We start from the raw sequence: 14,544 nt of genomic DNA, 5'->3' as shown, positions 1-14,544 counted from the left end.
TTTTTATTCCTTATTATAAAATTGGCGTATTTTTCTAGCCTTAGACAAGCCAACTACCGCCTCTAGTTCTTTCTCAGTAGCCTCCTTTATACGTTTTACTGACTTAAAATGGCCAATCAAAACTTCCGTGGTTTTCTCACCTATGCCTGGAATATCATCCAGTGAAGTCTGTATTGCCCCCTTACTTCGCTTGTCCCGATGGAAGGTAATTCCAAATCTATGTGCCTCGTTTCGAAGATACTGAATTACTTTTAAGGTTTCGGATTTTTTATCCAAATAAAGCGGTACGGTATCGCCGGGATAAAACAACTCTTCCAAGCGCTTAGCAATTCCGATAATCGCAATTTTTCCTCGTAAACCCAAATCGTCCAAACTCTTTAAAGCCGACGATAATTGCCCCTTTCCCCCATCGATAATGATCAATTGCGGCAACGGCTGCCCCTCGTCTAAAAGTCGCTTATAGCGCCTGTAAACCACCTCCTCCATAGATGCGAAGTCGTTGGGACCCTCTACGGTTTTTATATTAAAATGTCGGTAGTCCTTTTTGCTGGGTTTCCCATCTTTAAACACCACACAGGCAGCAACCGGATTGGTTCCCTGAATGTTGGAGTTATCAAAACACTCAATGTGTCGAGGCTCTACCGACAAACGCAAATCTTTTTTCATTTGCTGCATGATTCTATTGGCATGTCGCTCGGGATCCACAATTTTTACTTGTTTCATCTGATCCAAACGGTAGTAACGCGCATTGCGCTCCGAAAGATCAAGGATTTTCTTTTTATCACCCAATTTGGGTACTGTGACCTGTAAATCCTTACCCAAATTTACTTCAAACGGCACGATGATTTCTTTGGAAAGCAATTGAAATCGCTCCCGCAATTCTACTATGGCCAATTCCAACAATTCCAAATCGGTCTCGTCTAATTTTTTTTTCAATTCCATGGTATGCGAACGAATAATAGCACCATGAGAAACCTGTAAGAAGTTGACATAGGCCATGGCCTCATCCGATATGATGGAAAAAACATCTATATTGGATATTTTAGGACTTACTATGGTTGATCGAGACTGATAATTTTCGAGAGTTTCCATCTTTTCTTTGATTTTCTGCGCCTCTTCAAATTTCATTTCCGATGCCAATTGCATCATATGGGTACGGAAATCCTTTAAACTCTCTTTAAAATTCCCCTTGAGTATTTCGCGAATTGCATCGATTTTTTTTGCGTATTGCGATTCGGTTTCATAACTCTCGCAAGGTCCTTGACAATTTCCGATATGGTATTCCAAACACACTTTATATTTTCCGGTATTGACATTGGTTACGGATAGATCGTAGGCACAAGTTCGCAACGGATACAATTCTTTTATCAAGTCTAATAAGGTATATACGGTTTTACCGCTGGTATAAGGACCAAAATATTCTGAACCATCCTTAACCATTATACGGGTAGAGAATACCCTTGGAAACGGCTCCCTTTTAATACAAATCCACGGATAAGTTTTATCGTCTTTCAACAATACGTTGTAGCGCGGTTGCAGCCGTTTGATGAGATTGTTTTCCAACAACAGCGCATCGGTCTCTGTAGGCACAACGATATGCTTTATCGAAACAATTTTCTTGACTAAAACATTGGTTTTTGCGTTGTCGTGGATTTTGTTGAAATAAGAAGCCACCCGCTTTCGCAAATTTTTTGCCTTACCCACATACAAAATTTTATCTTCTTTGTCAAAATACTGATACACCCCAGGTTCATCGGGTAGTGTTTTAATCTGCAGTTCTAAAGAGGAATTGTTTTTCATCGGTTTTTGGATATGGGCTTTACGCTCTAACAAAAGTAAACCCTTATAGCGGATAATTCAAATCTACTGTTTAAATATACCAATTGGGACTGGCTTTTTTATTACATTTATCTTTTAAAATCACGAAATGAGAAATTCTAGAATAATTGAAATTTTGGATGAGAAAGTGGCTCCTGGAGAAACCAAGACCATCAATCTGGAAATCGCCAAGTTTCATACCGCTACCCGTTTAAAGGTTCCGATCATCGTGTCGCGATCAAAAACAGAGGGCCCCACCGTACTTTTATCGGCAGGTATTCACGGCGACGAATTAAACGGTATCGACATTGTTCGTCAACTGATTCATCAAAAAATAAATATCCCCAAAACGGGAACCATCATCTGTATTCCGGTAATTAATATTTTTGGCTTTATCAACAAAACCAGAGAGTTTCCCGACGGACGCGATTTAAACCGTATGTTTCCCGGTAGTAAAGCAGGTTCTTTGGCCAGCCAATTTGCACACTATTTGGTAAAACACATTTTACCACTGGTCGATTATGCCATCGATTTCCACGCTGGAGGCGCCAGCCGTTTTAATGCACCTCAGATTCGAATTGCCCCAGGCAGCCCCGAACTGGACGAATTAGCCGGAGTGTTTCAAGCACCCTTTGTATTGTATTCCAATTATATAGCCGGTTCGTTTCGAAATGCCTGTGCCAAAAGACAAGTTAAGATGTTGTTGTTTGAAGGTGGGAAATCCATGGATATCAACCGCTCGGTATCCGACATGGGCGTGGCGGGCACCAAGCGCTTCCTCGATCATTTAGGTATGCTTCGCCCCGCATTTACCGTGCCGGTATCCGACCAAAGAATTTGTTATATCGCCAAATCCTATTGGATCAGATCCAAAAACTCAGGGCTTTTCCTCAACCATACTGAAATAGGAGCCTATGTAACCAAAGGAACTGTCTTGGCCGTGATTTCCGATCCCTATGGCAAAGGTGAGCAACCGGTAAAAGCTCCCTATTCTGGCTACATTATCAATACCAATGACGCTTCGATTGTCTATCAAGGCGATGCTATTTTTCATATATCCACCGCACTACTACAACATGACTAAAAAAGAATTACGCCTGAAATACCAAGCATTGCGCAACGCGCTTACCGAAGAACAAATAGATGAGCTGAGTCTAAAACTCGCCAATCAATCTTTAAAGATGCCGATATGGTCGTACACCAATTACCATATTTTCCTACCTATTACCGAAAAAAAAGAAATCAATACCGAATACCTTTTACACATCTTATCGGGTAAAGACAAAAATATTTTACTCTCCAAATCAAATTTTTCCGACGGATCACTGACGCATTTTTTATTAACCGACAACACCCGAATCGAAAAAAACGCCTACAACATACCCGAACCTACAGCCGGTATTACCGTCCCCGATCAACAGGTTGATGTGGTGTTTATACCGTTGTTGGCTTTTGATGTTACGGGACAACGCGTGGGATATGGGAAGGGATTCTACGATCGCTTTCTAGAATTATGCCGACCCGATGTTGTTAAAATTGGATTGAGCTTATTCGATGCCGAAGAAGCTATAGCCGACACACTTAACACCGATATTCCTTTGGATTTTTGCATCACACCACACAAAATTTATAGTTTCTAAAAATTGTTGGCATAGCTATTGAATAGGGTATAAAAAGAAAAGCTATGAAAAATTTTATTTTAAAACATTCGCGATTGCTGATTGTATTGATTATCGCTAGTGTAGGACTCAGCAGCTGCGTGGTACACGAAGCACCTCATCACAGAAGAAGACCTGTTGTTATTGTTCAGGAAAATCCGCCACACCACAATAAACATCACAACAAAAACAAACACAAAAAGCACAAAAAGGATAAGCATAACCACGGACACAACAAACACCGTTAATCGAGAGTCTAAAAGGATTCTTATTTTATAATATCATTTTAGCTCTAAAATCCATTATCTTGAATGCAAAATCAGCTCCGAATTCGGGTATGATTTGAAAGTAAAAAACCACTGATTAGCGAATGCTAGACCGTGGTTTTTTTTATTTTTATTAATGCCTTGTTTTACTTAGCAAAGGCCCGTTTATTAAATGCAATTAAAATTCCAACACCTACTGAGATTGCAGCATCTGCCACGTTAAAGATAGCATTGAAGAAGGTAAAATACTTTCCACCCCAAATTGGTAACCAGTTCGGCAAATACCCCTTCCAAATAGGAAAGTAAAACATATCGACCACTTTACCGTGAAACCAAGTACCGTATGGTTGATCCGAAAATAAAGTAGCCACTTCGTGATGACTTTCGTTAAAAATAACGCCATAAAAAACCGAATCGATAATATTACCTACCGCACCGGCAAGAATTAAGGACACGGCAACTATCATAAAGGAAGATGCCTGCTTTTTAACCGCATCGTATAACCAATAGGCAATACCGCCCACGGCCACAATCCGGAATAAGGTTAAAAACAATTTGCCATAAGCCCCTGGAAGTTCTACTCCCCAAGCCATACCTTCATTTTCTATAAAATGAATGCGAAACCAATCCCAAACAAAGACTTCTTCGTCCAGAAGAAAATTCGTTTTAATATATATTTTAGACCATTGATCTATTAAAAGAACAGCGATTACGAGCAGCGAGGCTTTTTTAAGTGTCATTTTTTGTGATTTGGCAACAAATGTAATTTATTATTTTGAGAGATAAAAAAAACGCTCTACAAGAAGAGCGTTTTTTATTCTTAGAAGACTATCGTTGTAGGTTTTTCGCCTCGATACTCATAGTAGCGTGCGGAACCAATTTTAATCGTTCTTTGTTAATCAATTTACCAGTAACTTTGCAGATACCGTAAGTTTTGTTTTCAATGCGGATCAACGCATTTTTTAAATCTCTAATAAACTTTTCCTGACGGATAGCCAATTGAGAATTTGCTTCTTTTGACATGGTTTCACTTCCTTCCTCAAAAGCTTTAAACGTTGGAGACGTATCATCCGTTCCGTTGTTTAAGTCGTTCATGTAGGCACTTTTGATCAGTTCTAAATCGGCTTGCGCCTTTTCGATCTTTTTCAAAATTAATTCTTTGAATTCTGTCAAATCAGCATCAGAGTAACGGATATTTTCTCCTATCATAACATGCTTATTTTAAAATTAATACTCTTGTTTTAAGTTCGTCAAACTCGATTTCGATTCCGTCTACTACATTTGATACGAATTCTAATGTATGTGTTAACGTTTCTGACTTAATATAGTCTTCATTGGCCAAAACAGCTGCTTTAATCACTGCTTGGTCTTGTAAAACTACTTTGATTTTATCGGTTACTTCCAAACCGCTATCTTTTCGCAAGTTTTGGATACGATTAATCAATTCTCTTGCGATTCCCTCTTTGCGAAGCTCCTCTGTTATGGTAATATCTAGGGCAACAGTAATTCCATCAGAATTAGCAACTAACCAGCCTTCGATATCCTGAGAAGTGATTTCCACCTCCGAGAGTGTTAATATAACACTATTTTCTGCTAAATCTACACAAATTTCTCCGTTTTTTTCAATTTCAGCAATCTGATTCGCCGTAAAAGACTGTATCTTACTGGCAATCAATCCCATGTCCTTACCAAAGCGCGGACCCAAGGTTTTAAAATTCGGTTTGATTTGTTTCACCAATACTCCCGAAGCATCGTCAATTAATTCAATTTGTTTTACGTTTACTTCAGCCATAATCAAGTCAGAAACAGCCATTAACTCTTCTCTTTGCAATTCGTCCAACACGGGAATAATCACCTTTTGAAGCGGTTGACGTACCTTAATCATCTCTTTTTTACGCAATGAGAGTACTAGGGATGAAACGGTCTGTGCTTTTTCCATTCTGCTCTCCAATTTCTTGTCGATAAACGCCTCATCAAATTTAGGAAACTCAGCCAAATGTACCGATTCAAAAGATTCCTTAGCCGTAGTTTGCGTTAAGTCTTTGTAAAGTTTATCCATGAAAAACGGTGCTATCGGAGCCGATAATTTGGCAACGGTAGTCAAACACGTATACAAGGTTTGGTAGGCCGCTATTTTATCGGTAGCATACTCGCCTTTCCAAAATCTTCTTCTACATAAACGCACATACCAATTGCTCAGGTTTTCCTGAACAAAGTCGGATATCGCACGAGCAGCTCTAGTTGGTTCGTAGTCCAGATAAAACGCATCTACATTTTTTATTAAGGTGTGCAATTCCGATAGAATCCAACGGTCTATTTCTGGACGTTGTTCCAAAGGCACTTCAGCCTCACTATAATTAAATCCGTCTATATTGGCATAAAGCACAAAGAACGAATAGGTATTGTAAAGGGTTCCGAAGAATTTTCTTCGTACCTCAGCAATGCCATCTACATCAAATTTTAAATTGTCCCAGGGGTTCGCATTGGATATCATATACCAACGTGTAGCGTCCGGACCGTATGTTTCCAAAGTTTCAAAAGGATCAACAGCATTCCCCCAACGTTTGGACATCTTTTGACCATTTTTATCCAATACCAAACCGTTTGACATGACGTTTTTATAAGCATTGGTATCAAAAACCAAGGTTGAAATGGCGTGTAATGTATAAAACCAACCTCTGGTTTGATCGACTCCCTCGGCTATAAAGTCTGCCGGAAAAGCCGCATGACCGTCTACCATTTCTTTGTTTTCAAACGGGTAATGCCATTGCGCATAAGGCATGGATCCCGAATCAAACCATACATCGATTAAATCAGTTTCGCGTTGCATCGGTTTACCCGAAGCCGAAACCAATACAATTTTATCGACTACGTTTTTATGCAAGTCCACCAATTCGTAGTTTTCCTCAGCCATATTACCTACTTCAAACCCTTCGAATGGATTGCCTTGCTGTACGCCTGCAGCGATAGATTTTTGGATTTCCTCCATCAATTCCGCTATAGAACCGATGATGATTTCCTCCGAATTGTCTTCTGTTCTCCAAATCGGTAACGGAATTCCCCAATAACGCGATCGGGACAAGTTCCAATCGTTGGCGTTTTTTAACCAGTTTCCAAAACGTCCTTCACCAGTAGATTTAGGTTTCCAATTGATGGTTTCGTTTAAGTCAAACATACGGTCTTTTACCTCCGTAACTTTGATAAACCACGAATCCAACGGGTAATATAAAATCGGTTTGTCTGTTCTCCAACAATGTGGGTAACTGTGTACGTATTTTTCTACTTTAAATGCTTTGTTTTCCTCTTTTAAACGAATGGCGATTTCCACGTCAACCGAACGCTCTGGCTCTTGGCCGTCGTCGTAATATTCGTTTTTAACGTATTTACCCGCCAAGTCTCCCATAGCACTTACAAATCTCCCCTGCAAATCGACCAAAGGCACAGCATTTTCTGCTTCGTCTAAAATCAACATGGGCGGTACTTCCGGAATGGCTTCTTTGGCAACACGTGCATCATCTGCACCAAAAGTTGGCGCCGTATGCACAATCCCAGTTCCGTCTTCTGTGGTTACAAAATCACCCGCAATAATTCTAAAGGCGTTTTCCGCGTTTTGATACGGCAACGTATAAGGTAACAACTGCTCATAGGTAGCTCCAACCAAATCGGCTCCTTTAAATTCTTTAACGGTGAAATACGGTATTTTTTTGTCGTTGGCAACGTAATTGGCCAGTTCCTCTTCAGTTTCAACAGCCGTGAATTTTCCAGCAAATTGCTTAGCTACCAAAGCCTTGGCCAAAACCACTTGAATCGGTTCAAACGTATATTGATTATAGGTTTTAACCAACACATAATCAATTTTTGCTCCAACAGTCAAAGCCGTATTCGACGGCAAGGTCCACGGTGTGGTGGTCCAAGCCATAAAGTGAATCGCTCCATAACCCTTTAAAAATTCGGGTAAGGTAGCCTCTATCGCCAAAAATTGCGCTACGATAGTAGTATCGGTTACCTCTCTATAACTTCCGGGTTGGTTAAGTTCGTGTGTGGACAAACCAGTACCCGCCTTAGGTGAATACGGTTGTATGGTATAACCTTTGTACAACAGGTTTTTATCGTAAATTTGCTTTAACAACCACCAAACGGTTTCCATATATTTGGATTTATAGGTTACATATGGATCGTCCATATCTACCCAATATCCCATTTTTTCGGTCAATTCGTTCCATAAATCAGTATAACGCATTACGGTTCTCTTACAAGCTTCGTTATACTCTTCTACCGAAATTTTAGTTCCAATATCTTCTTTGGTGATTCCCAATTCTTTTTCGGTTCCCAGCTCTACCGGCAAACCGTGGGTATCCCATCCGGCCTTACGCTTTACTTGAAATCCCTTTTGAGTTTTATAACGGCAAAAAATATCTTTAATCGCACGAGCCATTACGTGGTGAATACCCGGTTTTCCATTTGCCGAAGGAGGTCCCTCAAAAAACACAAACGGTTGATTACCTTCTCTGCTGGTAATGCTCTTCTCGAATATAGATTGTTCATTCCAAAACTGCAGCATTTCTGCAGCTACATTTGTCAAGTCTAGTCCTTTATATTCTGTAAATTTCGTGCTCATTATATCTTTTTTCAAAATCAGTAGTGCGAAATTAAACAATTTCAACTAATTATCCCCTTACTGTAATAGTAAAAGACAAGCAAAACAACATTATCCACAATTTGAATTGTAAATACAGCCCGTAACTCGGAATTATACCGCGGTATATCTTGGTTTTTACGCGTTTATAAAACAGCAATCAGGGCGATATAGACCGCCCATTAGTTCAGTAAAACAACCCAAAAACAAATTAAAATTTGATTAATTAATTTATGGAAAAACAGCTTGAATTATAATTTCAAAACGTGAAATGCTTTACTAAATAAATGCTTCTTATTTCAAAAACATGGGACGAAAACGGACTAAAAAAATCAACCAATAGATTAATAAACCTATTTGATATTTTTATAACATTTCAAAACTGCACAAAAACAAAAAACCGTTAAGACCTGAAGTCCAACGGCTAATGATTTAAGGGTTTTAGATATTAACGGATTCGTTGATACAGCTCGGTATAACAATCGTAACACTGTGTTCTCAGAACCAGATTGCCGTCTTTAAAAGTAATAGACTGCGGCATGGACTGTTCTCCTTTTAAAATATCTTGAGGCACTGTACTTTCAATGACTTTTCCCTTTTCTATTACATAGGCTTGCTCAGACTTTTTGACGTCTTTTTCCCAAACGATGAATTTGTTGCTTTCTATAAGTATTACCTTCTCCTTTGCAGCCGGATCAAATGTAGCTGTGGCGCCTGTAATCCCACCAGAACGTTGAACCAATACCCAAGTACCCAAAGGCGATTGCTGTTGTTGTTCCTTTTTTATTGGCGGCTCACTAGCCCCTTCCGCGGTTTTGATTGTTCCACAATTAAAAGCCACAAAAGCTAAGCCCATTCCTATTATCTTTTTTATCATCGGTATTTTGTTTTTTTCTAAGCACCCAAGATTAAGGTTTTTTTTGATTATATCATCGGAGATATTTATTTATTATTAAGTTTGTTTTTAAAAAACACCCTTTTTTAAACAAATAAGAACTTTATTTTCCTCCACACCAAAGGATTAACTTCGTCGAATTACATTTCGTGCGGTAGCGGGGTACGTTCGAGCAAAATTTTGTTTTCAAAGATTGAGCGCTACAATTCTCTTCATTTTGTCTTGACACAAAACGAAGCAAAAAGTCAAGACGCTATAAAAAATTCCTAAAATCACTTGACTCCGCCTAAAAGATTTTAACTCCCTGCGGTCAAACACAAAATCTTTTTTCGGCTGCGTTGCAGCGATTTCTTAACGGATTTTTTATAAGGTCGAAAAGATTGTGCGAAATTCAAAAGTAAAGTACAAAGTGAAAACGATAGTTATCGGGACAGTAAAACCATCCATTGATGTAGTCAAAAGATTGGTCGATGAATTAGGTACTACCGTAGGATACTTACTTGGAGAAACATCTCAAATTAACATCCTCAAAAATCCCGAGATGCTACATCGACTCAACGAAATTGACGATTTACCAGAAGAAGATAAAGCCCCCGCTGCCGCACGAATCCTTTCGTGTGGCACATGCACCTCAACAATACTTAATAAAAAACACTTTCTGCACGATATTACTTTTCGTTAGAAGTTTTCTTAACTATAAGATTCATATACCACTACATTATCAACTAACCCCCCGCTGCCGAACGAATCCTTTCGTGTGGCAAATCAATATTCTAATATTCAACTCTTAAACCGCAGTTAATATACAAAGAAACCTAATTGTTTTTTGACAAAGTTGGAAGACATCCTTTTATCTAAACTACCTTAGTAAACACAAAACGCCCAATATAATTGAGCGTTTTTTATTTGACATAGACCACGCGAGAGGACTCGCGCGGTAGCGTAGCCGGACATTTTTAATACACGCGTAACAGCGGGGGAGACTACTTGGTTGTCAAGTAAACACACGAAATCACTATTAAAAAAACAAGCATAAACACATGTAAATCAAATGTTTAATATATTAACTTAATGACGTGCTCGCGCGATAGCGAAGATTTTATCCTTCGTGCACTAGCGGGGGAAAGGATTCGTGCGGTAGCGGGGTTTCTTGCCAAAAATAAATTACAAGCTATTCTTAAATAAAAAAATCCCAACCGTAAGTTGGGATTTTGTTATTTATATACCACACGAAGGGATTGAGTTCGTCGAATTACATTTGGTGCGGTAGCGGGGGCTATTTTTTAATATGATAATGCATTACTTTATCTTTTGGAATAGAATCTGGTCGTGGTATTATAAAGAACGTTTTTTCAAAACACCTTTCCGCTTCTTGAATACTCAATGTCGTATCATTCGTTTTTTTCATATCGATTTCATATACAAAACCACGAATAGTTTGCTTCCCTAAAACCTTAAAATCCACTCCAAAAAAACCATCATTATTCGCGGAATAAAAAGTATCAACCTTAGAGTCTGTAATATTACTGTAGTCAGGCTTCAAATTATATCCTATACAAATATTGGTATCTGTTCCATACTTAAGTATCTTTTTAAAAATCAATGTCCCAGTACTTTTACCTAAATACAATGTATCTGAAACTAAAAACTTTACATAATTACTCTCCAATTCATTTACCTTTCCATCAGGACTATATCTAATATGTTGTGAATACTCGTTCTCCCCTGTCTTTAACACAAAATATCTTTCTTCTGTTTTTATTCCTAACTCATTATAATAACACCACCAACCTACCCGAGAACCATTAAAAAGATTTCCTTTTTCAATAATATTTCCTTTTTCATCCACTTTCTCATACAAAGAATGACTAATTGAATTTTGCGTTAAATAACTTCGAATTCTTTTATCCGATGAATATCCAAAAATCGTATCGACAATCTTTTCATCATTAAAATACATGACCCTTTGTACTAAACCATCTTTATTAAATACAATTGTTTTTTGCTTTTCATCATTTAAATAATAATTCTCTATTTTAACTGTCCCGTTTTCGAAATATTCTATTTCAAGTCTTTTTTTATTACAAGAAACCACCAAAATCGACACAAATACACTAAGACAAATTTTAATTAGGTTTCTCATATAGTTCTTTTACACTTGCTCTTTGTTTATTTTTCTCTTGTAATGAATCTTGACTTTTTTTATTTTGTTCTGCTGTACCTGTAAACTGAACACTTGTATGATTCTGTTCGACTGATGTTGTTTTACCATCTGAAACAGAAATATCATAATTAACAATTACCCCAATCTCTTTTACAATTTTCGCATTCGCCTCATCATGCTTTTCCACAGCATTAATTGCACTTTCAACCTTCTTTCCATCCTCTACTCCTGCTGCAAATTTTCTAAATGCATTTTGACTTGTTGAACTTCCTGGTTTTCTACTCACTTTCGGGCCTCCAGGTCCAAATGTAGAAGCAGCGTCAATAAATCCCGAAACATCCCAAAAATCTGGACTATAATTCTTATTTGATTGCCTAATTAAAGATTGATTGCCGCTTGCTCCTTTAGATCCATTATACATTATTGCTCCTCCAGCACCATATAAATCATACTTAACAATTGCACTTAAAACTGCTTTTACAACTTTGTTCGTCACAGCAACAACAATCTTAGGAGGACCACTAACAGATTCCGCACTCATCCCCGTAGGGTCAGTAAAATTAATCGGGTTGTTTCCGACGTACGAATACGGTTCCATGGTTTGCTCTACTAACGGATCCACGCTCAAAAAGATACTCGTACTCGGGTCGTAATACTTTAAATCGTATTAATAAATAACACAAGGATTATCTCTTCCTTTCAATGCGACCTCTAATGAATCTCTACGAATAACACTCTTCTGATTTATATTCCAGTCTGCATTAACTCTATATAGTGTCATTACTTCATTGACACCAGGGTTTTCTGTTTTGCGAAGTACTATTGAATCTCGCCCGTAAGAAACTATTTTGTACTTATTATAGCACAACATCTCAATGATACTATCACTTTCCATTTTCCAAATCGGTCTATCTGAGTATTGGGCAATTCTCTCTCCGTTTCTTACACTTATCGAGTAAATTTCACATCTCCCATTTTTGTAAAATAAAAAAGAAACTGCATTCTTTTGTTCAATTAAACTATCTACATAAAAATAATCCCACATCTCTGCTTTATTATTCGTCAAATCATTAATAAACACGTCTAATTCCCTTTTTTCCTTACAAGAAACGAAGAAACAGAGAAATAACAAGAAACTAAATCTGCTATTGACTTGGGTCATCAAGTTTTTTGTATTGAAAACCATTTCTTTTATCCATTCCATCTATTGAAGTTTTAAAATTTGCCCCGTTTAATGTCCCCATATAATTCAAACCATGAATTTTTACACCTCCATTATTTTTATCATTATAATTTTCAATCACTTTTGACATTCCATCACTATCAATTTTACTACTATCAAAAGTATTCAAAACTCTATTGACAAATTGATTTGCATTATTGACTTTGTAAGCATCACTAGTACCTTCTAAATCTTGTCGTAAGTAAACTCCGGCATGCTCTAAAAATGATGACACTGGGTCCTTGCTTTTAGAATGACCTACTTCATGTCCTACAGTAGATTTAATATCGTAGATGTTCTGACTATTCAAATAAGTTATATCTGTCATAGTAAGTGATTTACTTGCAGAAGAATAAAAACCTCCCCGCGTACCACCTTCTGGCTCGATATTATAGTTAACATCGCCCTTAAAACCTTGTTCTCTTGCATAATATTCACTTACCTGCCGAAAGTATGTCCCGTTTCCAATTGAAGAGGGATTTAAAGATTGATTCCTTCCGTTAATATTAAACACTAAAGCATTACCAATTTTAGTATCTACCATACTTATCAACTTTCCGCCAGAAAATGTAAAAATATGGTCTTCTTTACTCATCCCCCGCTGCCGCACGAAATCGAAGATTCGACGGAGTCAATCCCTTCGTGTGGCAAATTGATAAACTAATATTTGAATCTTAAAACTCAAGTTTTATACAAAAACCCGGATTCCATTTTATCTTAGTCAAAAGACTTACTCCCATTTTAAATAAACACCTTTATGCAAGCAGAAAACCTCAGCATGATCGAGTGTTCTTGTATCTAATACAAACCACGCGAGAGGACTCGCGAGGTAGCCTAGTCGAATGTTTTTAATATTCGCGCACCAGCGGGGGGTATATTAAAAAAAGTGCCTATACAACATTATTATTCCCATAATAACAAATATTATTCCTCCTAAATATCCTCTCAATTCCATTGATTTATCCCATAAATTTGTGCTACTATTTTTCCTTTTAATTAAATAAATTAAATACACACTTCCTCCTAATATGCATAATAGTGAATAAATTATTTGCATCATTAATTTCCTTTAACTTGATTTTCAATTAATTTTAATTTAAGCTCAGCTCCTTGCTTAATAATCTCCTTTCCTAAATCATTTTTAGGTCCTGGAATAACTTTATTTAACCCCGTATTAAGTAATTCTCCTGCAACTATAAAACCTACTCCCTGACCAGATTTTCCATAGTTTCCATCAATTACATTAAAAATTGCTTCCATTCCTGAACCTACAAATGACATCCCGTTACCAATACCTGCTAACGGAACTCCAATTTCTGCACCTACTCCAGTTAATGTTAGGCCATAGCCAGCTACTGCCATCCCGTCCCCAACATTTTGAAGTCCTTGTGGTAAATCATACATAAGAGCGTTCTTAATATCAGAATCCGCATTGCTAAAATCAAATCCAGAACCTGTTCTTTGAATAGTAGAAACCGTTGTATCTACTTTACTTTTATCAAATACCCCTTCAACAGAATTCTTCTTTAATTCATTTGAATGTTTTGAATCAAGCTCCCCCCCCAATTAACATTTTGGTTCTTTAGATTAGGAGATTTCCCATCTTTTAATGTATCCGACTTATTATCATTTATACCGTCCGTTCCTAAATAGGTCTGTCCATCGCTCCCATAATAATGACCATCACTTTCCTTTGCACTCATCCCCGTAGGGTCAGTAAAATTAATCGGGTTGTTTCCGACGTACGAATACGGTTCCATAGTTTGCTCCGCTTAGGGGTCTACGCTCAAAAATATACTGGTACTCGGGTCGTAATAACGCGCACCATAATAATACATACCGGTAGCGGCATCCAATTCCTTGGCATTAAACTTATAACCGTTGT

General features: G+C 37.7%; 16 protein-coding genes. 4 read left to right on the top strand and 12 right to left on the bottom strand.

Annotation, left to right across the window (positions count from 1 at the left end; translation table 11 throughout):
- Positions 1-3: 3 nt before the first annotated feature.
- The gene (gene uvrC, locus KO524_RS12025; protein WP_219294423.1) at positions 4-1,800 is read right to left on the bottom strand and encodes an excinuclease ABC subunit UvrC; all 1,797 of its coding nucleotides are present in this window, start codon (positions 1,798-1,800) and stop codon (positions 4-6) included.
- A 127-nt stretch (positions 1,801-1,927) separates the two neighbouring features.
- Here uvrC and KO524_RS12020 point away from each other — a divergent pair, with 127 nt between their 5' ends.
- From KO524_RS12020 to KO524_RS12010, 3 genes are read left to right on the top strand one after another with little or no spacing between them, the layout of a single operon-like run.
- Positions 1,928-2,902 (top strand): succinylglutamate desuccinylase/aspartoacylase family protein, encoded by a 975-nt coding sequence (locus tag KO524_RS12020; protein WP_219294420.1) that lies wholly within the window; start codon positions 1,928-1,930, stop codon positions 2,900-2,902.
- Entirely contained in the window at positions 2,895-3,458 is a 564-nt protein-coding gene (locus KO524_RS12015) for a 5-formyltetrahydrofolate cyclo-ligase (protein WP_219294418.1), read from the top strand. Before KO524_RS12020 ends, KO524_RS12015 begins: the two co-directional genes overlap by 8 nt.
- 44 nt (positions 3,459-3,502) lie before the next feature.
- The gene (locus tag KO524_RS12010) at positions 3,503-3,724 is read left to right on the top strand and encodes a hypothetical protein (RefSeq protein WP_219294417.1); all 222 of its coding nucleotides are present in this window, start codon (positions 3,503-3,505) and stop codon (positions 3,722-3,724) included.
- A gap of 164 nt (positions 3,725-3,888) precedes the next feature.
- Here KO524_RS12010 and KO524_RS12005 read toward each other — a convergent pair whose 3' ends face one another.
- The 4 genes from KO524_RS12005 to KO524_RS11990 form a co-directional block, all read right to left on the bottom strand.
- Entirely contained in the window at positions 3,889-4,482 is a 594-nt protein-coding gene (locus KO524_RS12005) for a lipoprotein signal peptidase (RefSeq protein ID WP_219294415.1), read from the bottom strand.
- A gap of 88 nt (positions 4,483-4,570) precedes the next feature.
- Positions 4,571-4,951 (bottom strand): TraR/DksA C4-type zinc finger protein, encoded by a 381-nt coding sequence (locus KO524_RS12000; RefSeq protein WP_219294413.1) that lies wholly within the window; start codon positions 4,949-4,951, stop codon positions 4,571-4,573.
- 7 nt (positions 4,952-4,958) lie between these two features.
- The gene (ileS, locus tag KO524_RS11995; RefSeq protein WP_219294412.1) at positions 4,959-8,360 is read right to left on the bottom strand and encodes an isoleucine--tRNA ligase; all 3,402 of its coding nucleotides are present in this window, start codon (positions 8,358-8,360) and stop codon (positions 4,959-4,961) included.
- Positions 8,361-8,826: 466 nt separating this feature from the next.
- Entirely contained in the window at positions 8,827-9,255 is a 429-nt protein-coding gene (locus KO524_RS11990) for a hypothetical protein (RefSeq protein WP_219294410.1), read from the bottom strand.
- 400 nt (positions 9,256-9,655) lie between these two features.
- On the opposite strand from KO524_RS11990, the gene KO524_RS11985 reads away from it, so the two are divergent.
- Positions 9,656-9,955, top strand: coding sequence for a hypothetical protein (locus tag KO524_RS11985; RefSeq protein ID WP_219294408.1), 300 nt, complete (start codon positions 9,656-9,658; stop codon positions 9,953-9,955).
- A 594-nt stretch (positions 9,956-10,549) separates the two neighbouring features.
- Here the strand turns inward: KO524_RS11985 and KO524_RS11980 are convergent.
- From KO524_RS11980 to KO524_RS15580, 7 genes are all read right to left on the bottom strand, one after another.
- Complete coding sequence (locus KO524_RS11980; protein WP_219294406.1) at positions 10,550-11,416, bottom strand: hypothetical protein; 867 nt, start codon at positions 11,414-11,416, stop codon at positions 10,550-10,552.
- Entirely contained in the window at positions 11,400-12,059 is a 660-nt protein-coding gene (locus KO524_RS15465) for a hypothetical protein (protein WP_370629740.1), read from the bottom strand. The genes KO524_RS11980 and KO524_RS15465 overlap by 17 nt, the downstream gene beginning before the upstream one ends.
- Positions 12,060-12,104: 45 nt before the next feature.
- A complete protein-coding gene (locus tag KO524_RS11970) occupies positions 12,105-12,641 on the bottom strand; it encodes a hypothetical protein (protein WP_219294403.1) in 537 nt (178 codons plus the stop codon).
- Entirely contained in the window at positions 12,583-13,254 is a 672-nt protein-coding gene (locus KO524_RS11965) for a hypothetical protein (RefSeq protein WP_219294401.1), read from the bottom strand. Before KO524_RS11965 ends, KO524_RS11970 begins: the two co-directional genes overlap by 59 nt.
- A 464-nt stretch (positions 13,255-13,718) precedes the next feature.
- Positions 13,719-14,225 carry a hypothetical protein gene (locus KO524_RS11960; protein ID WP_219294399.1) on the bottom strand — a complete coding sequence of 169 codons (507 nt, stop codon included), beginning with the start codon at positions 14,223-14,225 and terminating at the stop codon, positions 13,719-13,721.
- A complete protein-coding gene (locus KO524_RS15585) occupies positions 14,186-14,419 on the bottom strand; it encodes a hypothetical protein (RefSeq protein ID WP_219294397.1) in 234 nt (77 codons plus the stop codon). The genes KO524_RS11960 and KO524_RS15585 overlap by 40 nt, the downstream gene beginning before the upstream one ends.
- Before the next feature lie 12 nt (positions 14,420-14,431).
- Positions 14,432-14,497 (bottom strand): hypothetical protein, encoded by a 66-nt coding sequence (locus KO524_RS15580; protein ID WP_370629739.1) that lies wholly within the window; start codon positions 14,495-14,497, stop codon positions 14,432-14,434.
- Between the last annotated feature and the right edge of the window lie 47 nt (positions 14,498-14,544).

The organism is Flavobacterium sp. NKUCC04_CG, assembly GCF_019345525.1.
GTDB lineage: Bacteria > Bacteroidota > Bacteroidia > Flavobacteriales > Flavobacteriaceae > Flavobacterium.
This window is presented reverse-complemented; position numbering and strand designations above follow the sequence as displayed.

Bases quoted from the DNA above. Each gene is read 5' to 3' on its own strand.
- KO524_RS15585 (WP_219294397.1), bottom strand. From the start codon at position 14,419: ATGGAACCGTATTCGTACGTCGGAAACAACCCGATTAATTTTACTGAC.
- KO524_RS11980 (WP_219294406.1), bottom strand. From the start codon at position 11,416: ATGAGAAACCTAATTAAAATTTGTCTTAGTGTATTTGTGTCGATTTTG.
- KO524_RS11965 (WP_219294401.1), bottom strand. From the start codon at position 13,254: ATGAGTAAAGAAGACCATATTTTTACATTTTCTGGCGGAAAGTTGATA.
- KO524_RS12020 (WP_219294420.1), top strand. From the start codon at position 1,928: ATGAGAAATTCTAGAATAATTGAAATTTTGGATGAGAAAGTGGCTCCT.
- KO524_RS12005 (WP_219294415.1), bottom strand. From the start codon at position 4,482: ATGACACTTAAAAAAGCCTCGCTGCTCGTAATCGCTGTTCTTTTAATA.
- KO524_RS11990 (WP_219294410.1), bottom strand. From the start codon at position 9,255: ATGATAAAAAAGATAATAGGAATGGGCTTAGCTTTTGTGGCTTTTAAT.
- KO524_RS12015 (WP_219294418.1), top strand. From the start codon at position 2,895: ATGACTAAAAAAGAATTACGCCTGAAATACCAAGCATTGCGCAACGCG.
- ileS (WP_219294412.1), bottom strand. From the start codon at position 8,360: ATGAGCACGAAATTTACAGAATATAAAGGACTAGACTTGACAAATGTA.
- KO524_RS12010 (WP_219294417.1), top strand. From the start codon at position 3,503: ATGAAAAATTTTATTTTAAAACATTCGCGATTGCTGATTGTATTGATT.
- uvrC (WP_219294423.1), bottom strand. From the start codon at position 1,800: ATGAAAAACAATTCCTCTTTAGAACTGCAGATTAAAACACTACCCGAT.
- KO524_RS11970 (WP_219294403.1), bottom strand. From the start codon at position 12,641: ATGGAATGGATAAAAGAAATGGTTTTCAATACAAAAAACTTGATGACC.
- KO524_RS12000 (WP_219294413.1), bottom strand. From the start codon at position 4,951: ATGATAGGAGAAAATATCCGTTACTCTGATGCTGATTTGACAGAATTC.